Origin of the sequence: Endozoicomonas sp. ISHI1, assembly GCF_024606225.1 — a bacterium.
Taxonomy (GTDB): Bacteria; Pseudomonadota; Gammaproteobacteria; order Pseudomonadales; family Endozoicomonadaceae; genus Endozoicomonas_A.
Window position 1 is genome coordinate 139566 of sequence record NZ_JAGRPU010000002.1, and the last position, 17217, is coordinate 156782.

Genomic DNA, 17217 nt, shown 5'->3' on the forward strand with positions numbered 1-17217 from the left:
GTGCAAAAGGAAGCAGGCACAAGACACCGCCTCGTCCACAAAGATCAGCCTAAGCAATCTCCACCAGACACTGTGACTCATCGAGACATTGACGATACTACTCGCATATTCTACCTGACTGTAAAAATCGTTATCATGGGAGGCTTTTACTCCCGAGTGAAACATCAGCATGTTAGAACGGCTATTCAAACTGAAAGAACATCATACCGATGTTAAGACAGAAGTGCTGGCGGGCATTACCACGTTCCTGACCATGGCTTACATCATTTTTGTAAACCCCAGCATGCTGGCGACCACCGGCATGGATCAGGGGGCGGTCTTTGTTGCCACCTGCCTGGCTGCTGCTATCGGCTGCATGATTATGGGCTTCTATGCCAATTACCCCATTGCTCTTGCTCCTGGTATGGGTCTGAATGCCTTTTTCGCCTTCACCGTTGTCGGTCAGATGGGTTACAGCTGGCAAGTGGCACTGGGGGCCGTTTTCCTTTCAGGTGTCTGTTTCTTCGCATTGAGTATCTTCAGGATTCGCGAGTGGATTATTAACAGTATTCCTCTTTCGCTACGAGGGGGGATTGCTGCTGGTATAGGTCTCTTCCTCGGCTTTATTGCCCTACAAAATGCCGGCATTATCGTTGGCGACCCAGCCACACTGGTAACACTGGGAGATATGACTTCCTGGGGCGCCATGATGGCATCCATTGGCTTCGCCCTGATTGTGGCTCTCTACTATCGCAATGTCACCGGCTCGGTCATGATCGGTATTCTAACCATCACCATCATCAGCCTTATTGTCGGCAAAGTAGAAATGAACGCTGTGTTTTCCATGCCTCCCAGTGTGGCCCCGACGCTTTTGCAGCTGGATATTGCCGGAGCGCTGGAAGTCGGCATGATCAGCATTATATTCTCATTCCTTTTTGTTGATCTCTTTGATACCTCTGGCACACTGGTTGCCGTAGCTCAAAAAGGTGACCTGCTGGACAAAGACGGTAAGTTCCCTCGTCTGGGCAGAGCTCTGATGGCAGATTCCATGGCCAGTATGGCGGGGGCTGGACTGGGTACTTCGACCACTACCAGCTATGTTGAAAGCACTGCCGGGATTTCTGTGGGAGGTCGGACAGGCCTGACCGCCGTGGTTGTTGGCTTACTGTTTCTGGGATGCCTGTTCCTGTCCCCTCTGGCAGCCGTAGTGCCAGCCTATGCCACCGCCCCTGCTCTGATCTTCATAGCCGTTTTGATGACGCACAGCATGTTCCAGATTAACTGGGACGATCTAACAGAAGCTGCTCCAGTGGTTATTGCAGCCGTTTCTATGCCTCTGAGTTACTCGATTACAACAGGCATTGCCTTTGGCTTTATCTCCTATACCGCCATCAAACTCCTGAGCGGCCGTGCAAAAGACCTGAATAGTGCGCTGGTTATTCTCTCCTTGTTATTCACTGTTAAACTGGTGATGTTCAATTAATGCACTGAAAATCAGTTTTCATCACTTCGAAAGCGGCCCATAATACGGGCCGTTTTTATTTATCGAAGCGCATCATGTCATTAGCCGTTGTAAAGCCTGAAAAGTACGAAGTCCAACTGACCGAGAAGGCGAACCTTACCCGAAAAGAGTTTCAGACTTTTGATGTTCCTGAACTGGAGGTTTTCAGATCCCGACCAGAGCACTACAGAATGCGGGCAGAGTTCCGCATCTGGCATGAGGGAGAACACAGCTTCTACCGCATGTTTGATCCCGATACCCGACAACCTTTCAGCATTAATCAGTTCCCGGCAGGCTCGGAGCGTATCAATCAATTAATGATGCCGCTGATGAAAGACATCGAGCAACAAGAGGTTCTCCGAAAGAGGCTGTTCCAGCTGGAGTTTCTGACCACTCAGACCGGTGAGGCTCTGATCAGCATGCTTTACCACAAACCACTGAATGATGAGTGGAAGGCTGCAGCGGAGAAATTACAGATCTCCCACAACATTCGCATTATTGGCCGTGCCAGAAAACAGAAAATAGTTCTGGATCGGGATTACGTTGTCGAAACCTTGAATGTGCTGGGCAAAACCTATCAATACACCCAGGTCGAGAACAGCTTCACTCAACCCAATGCCGGCGTTAATGAACAGATGCTTGGCTGGGCCAGTGAGGTTTGCACTGGCCTGAAGGGTGACCTGCTTGAGCTTTATTGCGGAAACGGCAATTTCACGTGCGTCCTGGCCAACCACTTTTGCAAGGTTCTGGCTACGGAAATATCCAAAGCATCCGTTCACTCTGCCCATGACAACTTCGAGCTCAATGCCGTTGAGAATGTCCAGATAGCACGATTGTCCAGCGAAGAGTTCACTCAGGCCATGAATCGGGAGAGACTGTTCAGACGCTTGCAGGACATTGACCTGGATAGTTATGACGTATCCACAATACTGGTAGACCCTCCCAGGGCGGGCCTTGATGAAGCTACTGAGGCTCTGGTTCAGAAATTCGACAACATTGTTTATATTTCTTGTAACCCTGATACATTGAAGCAGAATCTACAAAAAATCACCCTGACTCATAAAGTGCAGCGAATAGCCCTTTTTGACCAGTTCCCCTACACCCATCATCGTGAAATGGGTGTATTCCTGACCCGAAAATAATTCCCTGAAAGGCTAAAAAGCGACCAGCCAACCACCTTTCCTTTATCGGAATTCTGTACCAGACTGTACGTTCCCCTGTTTCAAAAACTGATAGAACCCGGAAACAGGGGTTCTAACGGAGTCAGAATGAAAAACTATCCAGCCTCTGTCTTTGCGCTGTTTGTTTGTTTCTTTATTAACATTTTCAGCTCAAATGCACTGGCAACAAAAAACATTGATCTTCTCCTGGTCGCTTATGATCAGGGGGAAAGTGATGCTTTTAAACAGCTTGAAAAAGCTTTGAAAAAGCGGGGTATTAACTACCGTATTTTATCGCTTGGCAGGGCCGAAGAAATCTTCAGAAATCACCCGCTGAACCTCACTGTGCCTGTACCTGATCCAGACCAGCTCCGGAACAACCGGGAAACACTCTGGCCCCGAAGCGCTCTTATTGAGTTATCGCAACGTATTAAACCTAAGATCGTCTATTCCGGAATGGCCAGTGCTGCACAGGCCCAGATTCTCAATCATATGAAGCAACATGGCAGCTTCACTCTGGCTTTCTATGATAATTTTGATCCCATTACCAAAAAGGAATATGTACAGGCATTTCTGAAAACAATTCAAACCCTCGATGAATTCCATATTCCCAGTGCTGCAACCGCAGAAAGCTTCAACGATCTTGTATTTTGCCCCAATCCCCTCTACATGATATCCGGGCAACCGGCGCTTGAGGCCTGGGATGATATTTACCGACAAACAGATAACCAATCTCTCCGCCTTGAACTAAACCTTGGTCCCAATGAGTCTGTTGTGGTATTCGCCGGTGGCTATGACGACACGTATGAAGAGTATTTCAGAGTCTTTATTGAAGCCACCCGAAAGCTACCGTCCGTGACCTTTCTGGTCACCCATCACCCTAAGACCGATGGTGAGGTCGAGCGACGCTGGATTAAGGAAAGAGGTGCCGGGAATGTCCGGTTAATGGAAAAGAATCGCAATTCAACCGTTGTTCTCACAAAAATATCTGTTGCTGTTATGGTTCATAAATCCTCTATTGGAACAATGGCATACTATAAAAGAAAACCTGTTATTTACATTGCTGAACCAGGAACAGACAACTTTCTGATCCGCGAAAAGGCGGCCTTTCTGGCTTCTACTCCGGAAGAAGTGGTCAAAAAGTTTCAGTCTGCCATTGCCGGTGATAACCAGCTTATCTCACTGGAATCGCTGGGTATACCCGCCAAACAGCCTTCATTGTCTATTGCCATCGAAATCGAGACTATTTTGGAGGATATGAGACGATCAGAGTCCGATGCACTTTAATCAGCAGGATGATTATGGTTAACTGTTTCTGAATTCCTTATTTTATGGAGACTTCCCAATGCAAGGCAGGCTGACCCGCCTAAAAGTAGTCACTGGGTTGTTTGCCGGAGTTGTGATAGGACTCATTTCCCTGGTCGCTATCGCCAACTGGCTGGTCAATACCACAACCGGCACACGGCTCTACACCAATGTAGAAAGTATTCCATACAATAAAGTCGGTCTCCTGCTCGGCACCAGCAAGTACGCCCGTGAAGGTGGCTACAATGATCATTATGCTCTCAGGCTCAAGACTGCATATCTACTCTACACCCGGAACAAGATCGATTACATTTTGATCAGTGGCGACAATGGAACGCCTTATTACGATGAGCCCAGTACCATACGAAAAGATCTTTTGAAAATGGGCATTCCTGCTGAAAAGATCTATAGGGATTATGCAGGTTTTCGAACTCTGGACTCTATTATAAGGGCAAAGTTTGTCTTCGGGCTGAATAGCTTCACAATCATTTCCCAAACCTATCACAATAAACGGGCGCTCTATATCGCCCAGAATAAAGAAATTAATGCTATTGCTTTCAACGCTGGTGACGGTGCCAACAGTGACCTGAACAATAAGGCCAGAGAGATTCTTGCAAGAGTTCTGGCCGTTCTGGAAGTTCACTGGCTAAACACCGGCCCTAAGTACTTGGGTCCAATGATCGATATTGGTAGTACACCCCCGACATAGTTCGAGACCTGAAATGCGAGTGATCATCAACAAAAAAAGATAGGATTACAGATTCTGCTCTTTTTCCTCTTTCTACCCGACACACTCGCTATGGCAGATAAGAACAAGATCTCCATCTCAACAGGACTGTTTCCAACAAACTATCCTCCTCTTTTCCGGATCGATAATAAAAAAGGCATTGTCCAGAAAACCCTTGAAGCCATTAGCCAAAGGAGTGCCTATGACTTCAAGGAAGAATACTACCCTTTCAACCGGCTTATTTACATGGTAGGAAATGGCAGTCTGGATCTGGAAGCCCCGAGCTACCCTCAATGGCGAGACAGAGTGTCCGGGAAAGTTTCCTCTTGCGAGCACGGAGAAGTCATTGTCCAGTTAAGTGAAAGTAATTCGGGGTGGTGCAAAACGGTACGTATAAAACTTTTGAACCTTACTTTCAATCGGGAGAAGTGATTCGTAAGAATACCAGAGATAAAATGCATGTTTTGAAGCTTCTGGAGAAAGGTCGTAATGACGCAGCACTGATAGACGAACTGGTTGCTCGCCACCTCATTAAAACCCGGTTTGCGGGGATTATTTGTGACAGAAAAAACATTCGACTGTGTTCCTGTAATGTTCATGTTCAGTAAGTCTGCCGAAAAACATGAAAGAAAGATCAACGCCATCTTTCAAAAATTAAAGTCGGAAGGTGTCACTGGCCAGATATTGAAAGAGTATTAATAAACGCCAAGGTACTATCTTATCATTTTTTTAGTAGTTGGAGAAATAATCTTCCATATTATTATATTGCTTAATCGATCTATTAATTCTTAACATGCTCAGAAGCTCACCTGGCTTACCATTAACGCCTACCAAAGCCAGCTTCCTGTTTTCAATTTTTAAACGCTTATAAAGAAAGAGCAATGCACCTACACCAGAAGGATCAAGCTTTTTAACGGAAATCATGTCCACAAGAACATCTCCAGCACAATCTTTGATCAAATAGTCAAAATAAGGTCTTAAATCATTAACAGTTTCAGCATTAAATTGATCTTTCAATGAGATGACATCACATGACTGAGTTTGCCAAATTTCGTAATTCATTACTTCCTACCCCTTAACATTACTCCCAGATTTGAAAAGAAAAAAATCAGAGATCATTTCAAACACTTATTATCAGACTAGACAGGTGATAGCTTAAAAGATGAATGCTTCTATATTCTTTGGCGATAAAAAAACCAAATAAAGATAACACATACTAATCAAAAAGGCTTTTTGCCAACTTATCATCACTTTTATTTAAAAAAAATAAATAAAAAACCTTTCGACAATTATTTTATCTAATAAAAAAAACAATTAAAATCGTATTTAAAGATTACAATTTCGTATTAGTAAGTTGTTCTTAACTTCCTATAGTTAATCTCACAAGGAAATGAAAAGCTCTGTATCCAACATCTGATTGCTTACTAGCTTTTTTGAGTAGTTGCTTTCTACTTTTTAATCAATAGCCAACCACATTGAGTCCGTCGTTGTTAAACGTTTTATGGATGGCATAGAAAGAAGTCACAGAATATGGAAACCAGCACAGGCATTGATGCTGAGCAACGTTTATCTGCCAAATTGCTTAAAGCTGTTCTAATGTCAGCCTGTTTATTGGGTATTGCTATCAGCTGTGTTCAAATTTTCTTTGATGCCCGCCAGTCAAGCAACATCATTGATTCAGAAGCCTTGCAAATGCTGTCCATGATCAGGGAACCTTCCATTCAGGCTGCCAGTAGACTGGAGCCCACAATGGCCCGGGAGATTCTTTCCGGGTTAATGGAGCACCAGTCAGTCCACATTGCTGCCATCAAAATACCTGATAAACCTGAGCTTGCTGTGGTAAAGCGTGGCCTTTCCAACTCAGGGTATCGCCAGCTCTCGGACTACATATTTGAACCTATTCGAATTTATCGTATTCCTCTACAAAGGGAAATACCCTCTCATCAAAGCTACGGCGAACTCCTCCTGGCCATTGATACGGCTTACCACGGTCAGGAGTTCATCCAGCGCTCACTGATTGTCATGGTCAGCGGTATTTTCAGGGCCATTGCGATGGCATTGCTGCTCTACCTGATCTATACATTTATTCTTACCAAACCTCTGAATCGTTTGATCGTAAGCCTGTCACAGATTAACCCGGACGCTCCCGGCTCTCATAAATTACCTATGCCTAAAGGTCATCAAAACAATGAGCTGGGTCTCTGGGTCAGAACAGCGAATCAGCTACTGGAATCAATAGATCGAAACCTGAACCTGAGGCAGAAAGCCGAGGCTCAGATCATGAGACTGTCTCAGTACGACTATTTAACCCGTCTGCCAAACCGAAAAACCTTGCAGAAGCAGTTGCAGAGCCTGATTGATAAACTCTCAAGCTCTGATGGCAATATTGCCATTCTCTGTCTTGGTCTTGATGACTTCAAATCACTGAATGCCCAGCTTAACTTCAAAGCAGCAGAGCATACACTGGTCAAAATTGCAGATCGCCTGAGAAACCATATTGGTAATATTGGTAACAGAGGTTACATAGGCAGGCTTGGAGAAGACCAGTTTGCAATCATTCTATCTAAGATCACCCAACCTTACGAAGCAGCTGAAATGGCCCAAGCTCTTCTGAAACAGCTGGCTCTTCCCATTACAGTGAACGAAGAGAAGATAACCATCAGCGGAACTGTAGGCATCACCCTATTTCCTGACGACGGTCAGCAAGTTGATAATCTCTTGCAACAGGCTGAATTCGCCATGATCATGGCCAAATCCAGAAACCACAACCGCTATCAGTTTTATATTGCCACTATCGATACCGAGATTCGTCAGCGTAAGAAGCTTGAAAGGGACCTTCATGAAGCTCTGGAGCATCATGAGCTAAGTCTGGTTTATCAACCACAGATTGATTTCAAAACTTCCCGGATGGTCGGTGCCGAGGCTTTACTTCGCTGGAAGCATCCTGAGAAGGGGCTTATTTCACCAGAAATGTTTATCCCCATGGCAGAAAATAATCTGGATATCATTCCCATAGGTGACTGGGTGCTTGAGTCCGCATGCCATCAGCTCCATGAATGGCATAAAGCAGGATTCCATGATTTGAGAATGGCCGTGAACCTTTCTGCGATTCAGCTAAGAGACAAAAACATCGTCGACCGTATCAATTACCTGTTGCGCAAATACCAGATTCCACCCCGGTTGTTGGAAATTGAAGTGACCGAAACCAGTATTATGGAAGATATAGAACTTTCCTCCGAACAGCTCAATAGAATCAAGGCAACAGGCATTACCCTGGCAATGGATGATTTCGGTACAGGCTACTCCTCACTAAGTTACCTGAAACAGTTTCCATTCGATAAATTGAAAATCGATAAAACCTTTGTCGAAGGGCTACCAGAAAATAAAGAAAACACTGTTATCGTTGAAGCGATTATTCAACTGGGTCAAAGCTTTGGCATTGAAGTCATCGCCGAAGGGGTTGAAACCAAAGAGCAGGAAACACACCTGATCAACTCAGGATGCACAGAAGGCCAAGGGTACTTTTACAGCAAACCCGTTCCTGATCAGGAATTTGCCGAATTTCTGAGAGCCTGGAAAAGCACACCTGCAAACTCCCGAAAAAGGATATTCCCCAATGAACCCGACGTCAGCGACAACTGAAAAAACTACTCGGGCAATTGAGCGCTGCCTGACCGTGAATCACTGTGGCAAACCCGTCAATACAGTCAATATTGATGAAACACCCTATGTCTCAAACGACAACCCCTTCTCTGTGACTCTTTACGTGAGCCAGTAATCCTCGGTTTACGGTTTACGACGTATGAAATGAAAGCCGAAGATGAAAGGGAGTAAAGACATGAAAGATGCCACGTATGTCCACCCGCTTACCGCTCTCGGTAAAAGGGCAATGGATCTATCCATAGCATTGACAGGCATTATTTTTACACTGCCTCTCTACCCCTTGATTGCTTTAATGATCAAACTGAACAGTCCTGGTCCGGTTTTTTATCGTCAGATGCGCATTGGCTATCAGAGCGAAAACTATGTTTGTCTCTTTCTGATGACCCGATTCAGAACGGTGAAGGTCGATACAGAGGCCACAAGCGGTTCTGTCCGGCCAACAAGAAATGCTCCCCAAGTCACTAAAGTAGGTCACTTTCTTCGCAGAACCCATCTGGATAAATTACCTCAGTTATGGAATGTTTTGATGGGCGATATGTCCATCGTAGGCCCCAGACCTGAACCCCCTGACATTTGCCAAAAGCTGGAAGATAACATCCCCTTCTATACCGAAAGAACCTTTGATGTTGTCCCCGGAATGACCGGACTGGCTCAAGTAAACCTGAGTTTCTACGAAACCGTCGATGATCTGAGAAACAACGTCGCTTATGACCACGCCTACGCACTATCTTTGAGCAGCCCTGCTGAGTGGCTGAAGATGGACGTTAGCATCCTACTCAAAACGATCTGGGTTATGGTCACTGGCAAGCGCTAATAACCATCGGGCTAATGCCCTCAATAATTCAGATGGTTCGCTACCAGTGTATCCAGCGCTCTGCGCATTCCTTCCCGGCTATGAACGCCAGGCTGAAAAGGGTCGGCCAGGGGCTGATGAAGCAGTGAACACTTTATCCCTTCCGGTGTTTCACGCTCTTCAGGCCACAAGAGTGCGTCGGGATAAACCCCTGTCATTTCCTTCATCCAGTTCAGCTTCTCATCAATAAGCATCTGTCTGACTGCCGAAACCTCTGGAGTGAGATTCCCGATAAATACAGTCAAAGCATCACTTTTCTGGATAGCTTCTGCGACATCCTTCATCAATAAGGCAGGTAATACACTGGTCATGAAACTGCCTGGACCCAGAATAATAAGGTCGGCCTCTTCAAGTACCGTCAGGGCTTCCTGAGTCGGTTGAATATCTGGAATCAACAGTAAACGATCAGGCTTCTGATCCAGAGCATCTATTTTTGTCTCACCCACAATTTGTTGATTATCAATTATGGCTGCAAGACTGGCAGGCTCTTCTGACATGGGGATAAGGTCTGTTTCAACTTGAAGTATCTGACGAATCAGATTAATAGCCTCCATAGGACGGACACACATCTGATCCATAGCCAGGAGAATCAGGTTGCCCAAGTTATGATGAGTAAGATCTCCACTGTCTTCTTTGAAACGATACTCAAAAAGAATACGTGCCAGGTTGGGACTATCTGAACAAAGCTGATTGATGCAGTTTCTCAAATCACCCCAGGCGATACAGCCACTGGCTTCCCTGAGTCGGCCAGTGGAACCACCATCATCAGTGGTAGCAACAATACCAGCGAGTCGACCTTTCATAAAACCGAGGCTGGCCATAACCCTTCCAAGACCATGGCCACCACCGATAGCGGCAATACGACGACATTTAAAAAGAGCGTTGACGGACTGCATGTATTACTTAGACGTTGTGACTGTAGTAGAAAATTGTATATAAAAGATGGCTGATGAATCCACCTTTATACGACTTTATACGACCTTCTTCAGAGATGATTCTTCACTACTGAATCGATTCGGAATCAGTTCAGGTAATCTCTTTGCAAGGTAGGCTTCCAGTTTAGCCTTGCCAGGTTCATCCAGCTCAATGCCCAGTTTAGTGCGACGCCAGAGAATATCTTCAATCTGGTAAGCCCACTCATGCTCAATCAGGTAATCCACTTCAGCAGCATAGAGTCCGGCACCGAAATGCTCACCCAAACCGTCCAGTGAACGGCTCTTTCCTATCAGGAGACCGCTCAGATTTCCATAGGTTCCACTGAGGCGGGAAGCAATCTCTCGGGGCAGCCAGGGGTGAACATTACAAAGCTCTTCAGTGCACCCCTGAACACCCTTGAACCCTTCACTGCCAGGCAGCTGGCATGTTTTGGTCCAGCTTTCACTCATATCAGGAAAATAAGGCTGAAGCTTGCCAACAGCCGCTTCACCCAGCTTACGATAGGTCGTGAGTTTACCGCCAAAGACAGAAAGCAACGGTGCCTTGCCATCCTCGTCCTCCAGTTCCATGGTGTAGTCACGGGTAATCGCCTGGGGTGAGTCTGACTCATCTTCACAGAGTGGACGCACTCCAGAGTAATCCCAGACAATGTCGTTCAGGGAGATCTGTTGTTTGAAGTGTTTGTTCACAATATCACACAGATAACGTTTTTCATCTTCAGAGCAGCACACATCTGCAGGTTCACCCTTATACTCAACGTCGGTGGTGCCCACCAGTGAATATTTGTCCAGATAAGGAATGACAAAAACAATCCGGTTATCTTCGTTCTGCAGAATGTAAGCTCGAGGCTCCTCATGAATGCGGGGAACGATAATATGGCTGCCTTTGATCAAACGGATTTTCCGTGGGGATTTTTGCTTCAGCCCCTGATCAAAGAAAGATTGAACCCAGGGACCTGCCGCATTCAGCAGAGCGCGACTTCGAACAACAGATTCTTCTCCAGTGATCTCATCACGAAGAGTAATATGCCAAACACCGTCATTTCGTTCAGCACGCAATGCCTCAGTGCGGGTACGAACTTCTCCACCCCTTCTCTGAAGTTCCATGGCGTTCAGGACGACCAGACGAGCATCATCTACCCAGGCATCAGAGTATTCGAAACCTTTTTTGAAGTCTTCCTTGAGCGCAGAATCCTTTCCAAACCTGAGGGATTTTGATCCCTTGAGAGAAATACGGGCACTGAGGTTATCATAAAGGAAGAGCCCTGCACGAATCATCCAGGCGGGTCTCAAGTGAGGTCTGTGAGGCAGACAAAAGCGCATGGGAGAAGCAATATGAGGCGCCATTTTAAGAAGAACTTCCCGCTCTGCCAGCGCTTCCTTGACCAGACGGAATTCATAATGTTCCAGATATCTGAGACCACCATGAATCAGTTTGCTGCTGGCTGATGAGGTTGCTCCAGCCAGATCAGACTTTTCACAAAGACCCACTTTCAGGCCCCTGCCTGCTGCATCTACGGCAATACCTACACCATTGATGCCACCACCAATTACGTAGATATCAAAGAGCCCCTCTGTCTGCACCTGCATCATTTCACTTACATCCAAAAACGAATATTTACGAATATATACAAACTATAGCGAACTCTATAGTACAAAAAAAACCAACATATTTACCAATTCGAAGAAATACGAATATACAGGTGGTTTATAACAAGAGAATGACACAAGTAGGAGGTGCAGGAATGCTCCAAATCAATCAGGCTCCTGCACTGAGAATGCGAGGGGTTATCAGGAACAAGCGCATCTGACTGATGTTTTGCTTCTTATCAGCACGAAACAAGCGACCAAGAACAGGTATGTCGCCCAGCACCGGAACTTTGGTCGTCTTCTGATCCTGGCTTTCCTTGTAAAAGCCACCAATCAGCAAACTTTCATTTTCGTTTACGATCGCTTGTGTACTGATCGAACTGTTACTAACCCTTGGCAGGGAAAGATTCTGGTCGTTGGAATCGCCACCATCCTGAATATTCACACTCATGTGAATCCGGCGACCTATCTCTTCTTTGACAATTCTGGGGGTGACTTGAACGACGGTACCCGAAGTCACAGGGAACAACTCTGCATCTTCCTGACTGGCCACCTGAACGTAAAAGGTGCTGCTGTTATCGAAGACTGCCTCCAGGTTGTCCAAAGTGAGAATGGAAGGTTTGGAAACCACTTTGGCTCGACCTTCATCCTCCAACAGACTGAGTCGGGCATTAAAGCTGCCAATATTGATACCCAGAACCGTCGTGAATGAAGAGAAGTCATCTGCATAGGCGGAAGAACCCGGATCAAATTTAACTTCGGAATTGGTTCCACGGGTATTGTTCCAGTCAACGCCCAGAGCTTCTATGTCAGCGGTATTTACATCAATAATGGAGACACTGACCTCGACCTGGGAAGAAGGTTTGTCCAGAGACTCAATAAGACCTTCATACATGGCCATCTTGGACTCCAGATCATGAACAATAATGGCATTCAGCCTTGGATCTGCACTTATGTAAGCCCCTTCAATATAAGCACCGGAATTCAATGCTTCTTCAGTTTGCCGGGCCTGCTGATTATTGTTAACACCGTTACGAACAACACCTTTTGCGGGCTGCATCTTAAGAGGCTCAACAGGCTTGCGATCAACGCTGGAGACCCCCCCTCCACTGATGATGTTTCTTAACAAGCTGGCTACACCGGGAACAACGATCTGCTGACCTCTGAAATTGAAACTTTTATCGGTAGCCCAGGCGTATTTGAGACTGAACATACGCACGGTCAATTTGCTTTTTTGACGCTCACCTTCTTTATTGTCGAGAAGCTCAGCCGTTTGACTCACCATCTCAATGTACCTTGGCGGTCCGGATACATAGATCAGGCCATCTTTTGGCTGCTCTTTCCAAAAAAAACGCCCATCCCAGATACCCACTTTTTTGAGTGTTGTCTTGAAGTCCCGGGTTGTCATGTATCCAAGACTGATAATCTTTTGCTCAGCTGAACTGCCACTGTAGATATAGAGTGAGTGGCCATCAAAATACCAGATGAATCCGTAAATATTGGCCATGTGATCCAGAAAATCGACGGGCGTCAGTGGACCAATCTTGCCGTTTACTTCACCTACGACATCTTCAGAGATAACGACTGGAACATAGTAACTGGCAGCAAAATTCTGTAATGCCTCAAGCAAATCTTCACCACTGCCATAGAAGGAATAAGGACGGTCTCCAAAGACGGCCAAGGCTGGAGACTCTGAATCTTTGACCTCCTCTTCCACTTCTTCCAACAACTCCTTGCCGGCTACTTCAATATTTTCCATCTGTTTGACCGATGACTCAGAAGTACTGTTTCCTCCGGATGGGTCCTCAGCTTCAAGAGGAATATCAAAGCCCACCTCGACCTGAGGCTGTGGAGCTTTTCTCACATAGTTGTAATCGATACTTTCGATACCTGTCGTTTGTTTCTGGCCACCCATCCATTGCTGCAACCTGAAATACTCTTCTTCATCAGGTCTTGATCTTGTCGGAGGAAATGCGGTTGCATCCAGAGCCTGTGGCGGAGGCTCTGCGGGAGAGGCTGCCTGAAACCCGGGCCCAACATATTCAGTAGAACTCTCGGGAAGGTATATGGTTTGTCCCACCATCAGTTTGGAAGGGTTGGTAATGCTATTAAACTCAGCCAGCTCACGGAGCTCAAAGCCATAGTTCTGCGCAATAATGGAGAGCGATTCACCAGGGCGCACAATATGCCTTCGAGTACTGTCATTTTGTGGAACGGAAGACCAGACCGCCGCCTGGGAGTATGACAAGAACGTGCTGGCAAACAGTAATGGAATCAACAAAGCCAGAGCAGGCAACAAAACTAGCCAGAGTTTGAGAGTTTTTGACCCCATCCGAAGAGTGCCTCCATGCCCGTCCTCTAAACAACCCACAATAAAGGTATTAACGGCTAAATAAACTTTTTCTAATCAATTTTTTATTTTTTATAGCTAATTTAAATACACAACAGAATAAAACCAGTGTATCCAAGATTACTCTTCAATTCTAATCATTTACACAGTTTTAGGGCCAGTGCTACAGTTTGCTGTCATCCAGCCGACGCTAAAACGAAGAGAATCAATTCATTTAAACAGAGGCTCTGCATTATGGACGTGTCTTTTAAAAACGGCCTTTCTGGTATTTCATTCGTCAACAATGACTTTATTGATAAAGACTTTCCGAAAGACAAGTCTTCTTTTAAACCCTCCGGTAAAAGCATTGCGGCTCACTTCTGGAAAGCCCTTGAAATGGGTCGCACCTTCCAGGATCGTGAAAAAAAATTCGCCCTCAACCTGACTGAAAAGGCTCCTTCACTCTCCCCTGATGAACATAACATGATGACGGATATGGCTCTGAGCCTTCTGAGCAAGCATGCCGAAGAGTGGCCAGAAGCAAAAGCAGCTCTAGCCGTATTAAAAGAGTCAAAAGAATTGCAGGAATACCTGACCATGACACGGAATGTTCTGGTCGCGGGCTAATAAGAACAACAGGGAAACACACCATGAATAAGCCATTAAGGCAGTGGTTACTGGCTCAGGCCTCTTATTATATGGAGTATCTTCAGCCACGAAAGTCTATCGCTTTGCTGGAAGCCGTTAAACGATTTGAACCCCAAAACCCCGATGTTTATCGAATGCTCAGCTACGCCTACCTGCAAGTTGATCGACCTGAAGATTCTATCAAGGCCGCCGATACTTTTTTGCAGTACGCGAAGCCTGGAATGGATACCCGGGCCATTAAATGGATCAAGGGGCGAGCACTGCTCAAAAAGAGAAAGAAAGCCGCTGTAAAATAATCTCTTGCTTGACCAGACTGCTCTCCCCTGCAAACAGACTGGTCATAAAGCATGAATCCTGTCGTCGCAGGGCTTAATAAACTAGGCCAAAGAAATGACCTGATGCTGGCAGTCATGCTGGTAGCCATCGTCAGCCTGATCATATTGCCCATGCCCACCGTTCTGGTGGACTTTCTTATTGCCCTCAATATGGGGCTCTCTTTCATCCTGATGATGACGTCTATCTATCTGTTATCTCCGTTGGAATTCTCTTCGTTTCCAGCGGTACTTCTGGTAACAACCCTTTTCAGACTGGCGCTCTCCATCACCACTACCCGACTGATTCTTCTTCAGGCTGACGCGGGTGAAATCGTCTATACCTTCGGTAATTTTGTGGTGGGCGGCAACCTGATTGTCGGTATCGTGATCTTCCTGATCATCACTATTGTCCAGTTTCTTGTCATCACCAAGGGCTCTGAGAGGGTGGCAGAAGTCAGTGCTCGTTTCTCACTGGACGGCATGCCCGGTAAACAGATGAGTATCGACGCTGACCTTCGTGCCGGTTCTATCGAAATGGAAGAAGCACAAAAACGTCGGGAACTGGTGCAGAAAGAGAGCCAGATGTACGGCTCAATGGATGGCGCCATGAAGTTCGTAAAGGGTGATGCCATCGCAGGTCTGATCATTATCTTTGTGAACATCACAGCCGGTGTCGCCATTGGTACCATGATGAATGACATGACGGCGGGTGAGGCTTTGCAGCTATATGCCATCCTGACTGTAGGTGATGGTTTGATTTCACAGATACCAGCTCTGCTGATCTCCATAACCTCCGGTATTATCGTTACCAGGGTGTCCAATGAAGACTCCAAAGATCTGGGTAACGAAATTGGTGGACAGCTCCTTGATAAGCCCAAAGCGCTGCTGGTGGGCGGCGTCCTGCTGCTTGGCTTTGCTCTGATTCCCGGTTTTCCCACTTTCATATTTCTAATGCTGGCGCTGATAATTGGCGGCGGAGGTTATTACCTGCTGAGGAAAGCCTCCCGCGAGATGGCTCAGGAAGCCGAAGGCGGGATTCCAGCCATGGCTGCCGCGACTGAATCAGCCGGAGATGCAAAGTCCAGACTGGACCAGCAGGAAGAGTTTACGCAGACACTGCCACTTATTATTGATGTACCTACTTCCATTCAGGAAACACTGAACACCCAGATGCTTAACGATGAGCTTCTGAAGGTTCGAAAAGCTCTGTACATGGATCTCGGGGTTCCCTTTCCTGGTATCCATCTTCGCTTTAATGACGCCATGATGGACAACAGCTATTCCATCATGCTTCAGGAAGTTCCTGTGGCGAGCGGTCATTTCAGACCTGGCTATGTCTTCGTTCGTGAAACCATTGACCATCTGGAAATGCTGAAAATCCCTTATGAACAGGAAGAAGATTTCCTGCCCAGCCTTGATACGCTCTGGGCAGAAGAAAGCCAGAAAGAGAAGCTGGAAAAAAATAATGTTAATTACATGGATGCTCCGAAAATACTGACATTTCATCTGGCTCACGTATTGAAAAAATATGCAGAAGAGTTTATCGGCATTCAAGAAACCCGATACCTGCTGGAAAAAATGGAGTCTTCCTTTGGCGAACTGATCAAAGAAGTCCAGCGTCTTCTGCCAGTTAATAAAATCACTGAAATATTCCAGCGACTGGTCTCGGAAGATATCTCGATCAGGAACCTGAGATCCATACTTCAGGCACTGGTCGTCTGGGGCCACAAAGAAAAGGAAGTGGTTCAGTTAACAGAATATGTCCGCTCATCATTGAAACGATACATCAGTTACAAGTATTCGAATGGTAAAAACATGCTGCCTGTCTACCTTCTTGATCAAGATGTTGAAGATACTATTCGTGGTGGCATCCGACAGACATCAGCAGGCAGCTATCTGGCTCTTGATCCGTCCCAGTCTGCTCGCTTTGTTGAGAATGTAAAAAACACAGTAGGCAAAATTGGGCACCTTGAACATAAACCTGTACTGATCACATCGATGGATATTCGCCGATACGTCAGGAAGCTTCTGGAGCTGGAAGTTTATGATCTGGCCGTATTGTCTCACCAAGAGCTTACAGAAGAAATCACAGTACAACCTCTGGGTCGTATATCACTCTGATCAATGTTGATAACTGACAGCCCACTCTTTTTAGTAAAAGGCTGTCTGGTCAGAAAAGAAATGCAGGAAGTGAAAAAAGATGTTTGCTCAGA

The 17217-nt window shown here is 46.0% G+C and carries 16 protein-coding genes; 12 read left to right on the top strand and 4 right to left on the bottom strand.

Features of this window, described 5'->3' with window-relative positions; translation table 11 throughout:
- The first annotated feature begins 169 nt into the window (after window positions 1–169).
- From KBW69_RS02680 to KBW69_RS02705, 6 genes are all read left to right on the top strand, one after another.
- Window positions 170–1462, top strand: a complete 1293-nt coding sequence (locus KBW69_RS02680; RefSeq protein WP_257279821.1) for an NCS2 family permease — start codon at window positions 170–172, stop codon at window positions 1460–1462.
- A gap of 74 nt (window positions 1463–1536) precedes the next feature.
- Complete coding sequence (gene trmA / locus KBW69_RS02685; RefSeq protein WP_257279822.1) at window positions 1537–2622, top strand: tRNA (uridine(54)-C5)-methyltransferase TrmA; 1086 nt, start codon at window positions 1537–1539, stop codon at window positions 2620–2622.
- 126 nt (window positions 2623–2748) lie between these two features.
- Complete coding sequence (locus tag KBW69_RS02690) at window positions 2749–3927, top strand: glycosyltransferase family 4 protein (RefSeq protein ID WP_257279823.1); 1179 nt, start codon at window positions 2749–2751, stop codon at window positions 3925–3927.
- Between the two features lie 58 nt (window positions 3928–3985).
- Window positions 3986–4654 (top strand): vancomycin high temperature exclusion protein, encoded by a 669-nt coding sequence (locus tag KBW69_RS02695; protein WP_257279824.1) that lies wholly within the window; start codon window positions 3986–3988, stop codon window positions 4652–4654.
- 90 nt (window positions 4655–4744) lie between these two features.
- Window positions 4745–5104 (top strand): hypothetical protein, encoded by a 360-nt coding sequence (locus tag KBW69_RS02700; RefSeq protein ID WP_257279825.1) that lies wholly within the window; start codon window positions 4745–4747, stop codon window positions 5102–5104.
- A 23-nt stretch (window positions 5105–5127) separates the two neighbouring features.
- On the top strand, window positions 5128–5280 hold the full coding sequence (locus tag KBW69_RS02705) for a hypothetical protein (protein WP_257279826.1): 153 nt from the start codon (window positions 5128–5130) through the stop codon (window positions 5278–5280).
- Between the two features lie 121 nt (window positions 5281–5401).
- On the opposite strand, the gene KBW69_RS02710 is transcribed toward KBW69_RS02705, so the two are convergent.
- Window positions 5402–5734 (bottom strand): STAS domain-containing protein, encoded by a 333-nt coding sequence (locus KBW69_RS02710; protein ID WP_257253124.1) that lies wholly within the window; start codon window positions 5732–5734, stop codon window positions 5402–5404.
- 468 nt (window positions 5735–6202) lie between these two features.
- Between KBW69_RS02710 and KBW69_RS02715 the strand changes: the two genes are divergently transcribed.
- Genes KBW69_RS02715 through KBW69_RS02725 form a run of 3 tightly spaced genes read left to right on the top strand, consistent with a single transcriptional unit; the run spans window position 6203 to window position 9149 of the window.
- A complete protein-coding gene (locus KBW69_RS02715) occupies window positions 6203–8314 on the top strand; it encodes a bifunctional diguanylate cyclase/phosphodiesterase (protein ID WP_257279827.1) in 2112 nt (703 codons plus the stop codon).
- Complete coding sequence (locus tag KBW69_RS02720) at window positions 8289–8450, top strand: hypothetical protein (RefSeq protein WP_257253705.1); 162 nt, start codon at window positions 8289–8291, stop codon at window positions 8448–8450. Before KBW69_RS02715 ends, KBW69_RS02720 begins: the two co-directional genes overlap by 26 nt.
- Before the next feature lie 60 nt (window positions 8451–8510).
- On the top strand, window positions 8511–9149 hold the full coding sequence (locus KBW69_RS02725; protein WP_257253707.1) for a sugar transferase: 639 nt from the start codon (window positions 8511–8513) through the stop codon (window positions 9147–9149).
- Between the two features lie 20 nt (window positions 9150–9169).
- On the opposite strand, the gene yvcK is transcribed toward KBW69_RS02725, so the two are convergent.
- The 3 genes from yvcK to sctC form a co-directional block, all read right to left on the bottom strand.
- Window positions 9170–10084: a uridine diphosphate-N-acetylglucosamine-binding protein YvcK gene (yvcK, locus tag KBW69_RS02730; RefSeq protein WP_257279828.1), complete on the bottom strand. Its 915-nt coding sequence runs from the start codon at window positions 10082–10084 to the stop codon at window positions 9170–9172.
- A gap of 75 nt (window positions 10085–10159) precedes the next feature.
- Window positions 10160–11731 (bottom strand): glycerol-3-phosphate dehydrogenase, encoded by a 1572-nt coding sequence (gene glpD, locus KBW69_RS02735; protein ID WP_373690664.1) that lies wholly within the window; start codon window positions 11729–11731, stop codon window positions 10160–10162.
- A 151-nt stretch (window positions 11732–11882) separates the two neighbouring features.
- A complete protein-coding gene (sctC, locus tag KBW69_RS02740; RefSeq protein ID WP_257279829.1) occupies window positions 11883–14045 on the bottom strand; it encodes a type III secretion system outer membrane ring subunit SctC in 2163 nt (720 codons plus the stop codon).
- Between the two features lie 252 nt (window positions 14046–14297).
- Here sctC and KBW69_RS02745 point away from each other — a divergent pair, with 252 nt between their 5' ends.
- From KBW69_RS02745 to sctV, 3 genes are read left to right on the top strand one after another with little or no spacing between them, the layout of a single operon-like run.
- Window positions 14298–14669: a hypothetical protein gene (locus KBW69_RS02745; RefSeq protein WP_257255535.1), complete on the top strand. Its 372-nt coding sequence runs from the start codon at window positions 14298–14300 to the stop codon at window positions 14667–14669.
- Between the two features lie 23 nt (window positions 14670–14692).
- Window positions 14693–14986: a hypothetical protein gene (locus KBW69_RS02750; protein ID WP_257255534.1), complete on the top strand. Its 294-nt coding sequence runs from the start codon at window positions 14693–14695 to the stop codon at window positions 14984–14986.
- Window positions 14987–15037: 51 nt separating this feature from the next.
- Window positions 15038–17125, top strand: coding sequence for a type III secretion system export apparatus subunit SctV (sctV, locus tag KBW69_RS02755; RefSeq protein ID WP_257279830.1), 2088 nt, complete (start codon window positions 15038–15040; stop codon window positions 17123–17125).
- Window positions 17126–17217: the final 92 nt, after the last annotated feature.

Coding starts and splice junctions, on each gene's coding strand:
- sctC (WP_257279829.1), bottom strand. CDS start 14,045: ATGGGGTCAAAAACTCTCAAACTCTGGCTAGTTTTGTTGCCTGCTCTG.
- KBW69_RS02710 (WP_257253124.1), bottom strand. CDS start 5,734: ATGAATTACGAAATTTGGCAAACTCAGTCATGTGATGTCATCTCATTG.
- KBW69_RS02745 (WP_257255535.1), top strand. CDS start 14,298: ATGGACGTGTCTTTTAAAAACGGCCTTTCTGGTATTTCATTCGTCAAC.
- KBW69_RS02715 (WP_257279827.1), top strand. CDS start 6,203: ATGGAAACCAGCACAGGCATTGATGCTGAGCAACGTTTATCTGCCAAA.
- KBW69_RS02690 (WP_257279823.1), top strand. CDS start 2,749: ATGAAAAACTATCCAGCCTCTGTCTTTGCGCTGTTTGTTTGTTTCTTT.
- sctV (WP_257279830.1), top strand. CDS start 15,038: ATGAATCCTGTCGTCGCAGGGCTTAATAAACTAGGCCAAAGAAATGAC.
- yvcK (WP_257279828.1), bottom strand. CDS start 10,084: ATGCAGTCCGTCAACGCTCTTTTTAAATGTCGTCGTATTGCCGCTATC.
- KBW69_RS02705 (WP_257279826.1), top strand. CDS start 5,128: ATGCATGTTTTGAAGCTTCTGGAGAAAGGTCGTAATGACGCAGCACTG.
- KBW69_RS02680 (WP_257279821.1), top strand. CDS start 170: ATGTTAGAACGGCTATTCAAACTGAAAGAACATCATACCGATGTTAAG.
- trmA (WP_257279822.1), top strand. CDS start 1,537: ATGTCATTAGCCGTTGTAAAGCCTGAAAAGTACGAAGTCCAACTGACC.
- KBW69_RS02750 (WP_257255534.1), top strand. CDS start 14,693: ATGAATAAGCCATTAAGGCAGTGGTTACTGGCTCAGGCCTCTTATTAT.
- KBW69_RS02720 (WP_257253705.1), top strand. CDS start 8,289: ATGAACCCGACGTCAGCGACAACTGAAAAAACTACTCGGGCAATTGAG.
- KBW69_RS02695 (WP_257279824.1), top strand. CDS start 3,986: ATGCAAGGCAGGCTGACCCGCCTAAAAGTAGTCACTGGGTTGTTTGCC.
- KBW69_RS02725 (WP_257253707.1), top strand. CDS start 8,511: ATGAAAGATGCCACGTATGTCCACCCGCTTACCGCTCTCGGTAAAAGG.
- KBW69_RS02700 (WP_257279825.1), top strand. CDS start 4,745: ATGGCAGATAAGAACAAGATCTCCATCTCAACAGGACTGTTTCCAACA.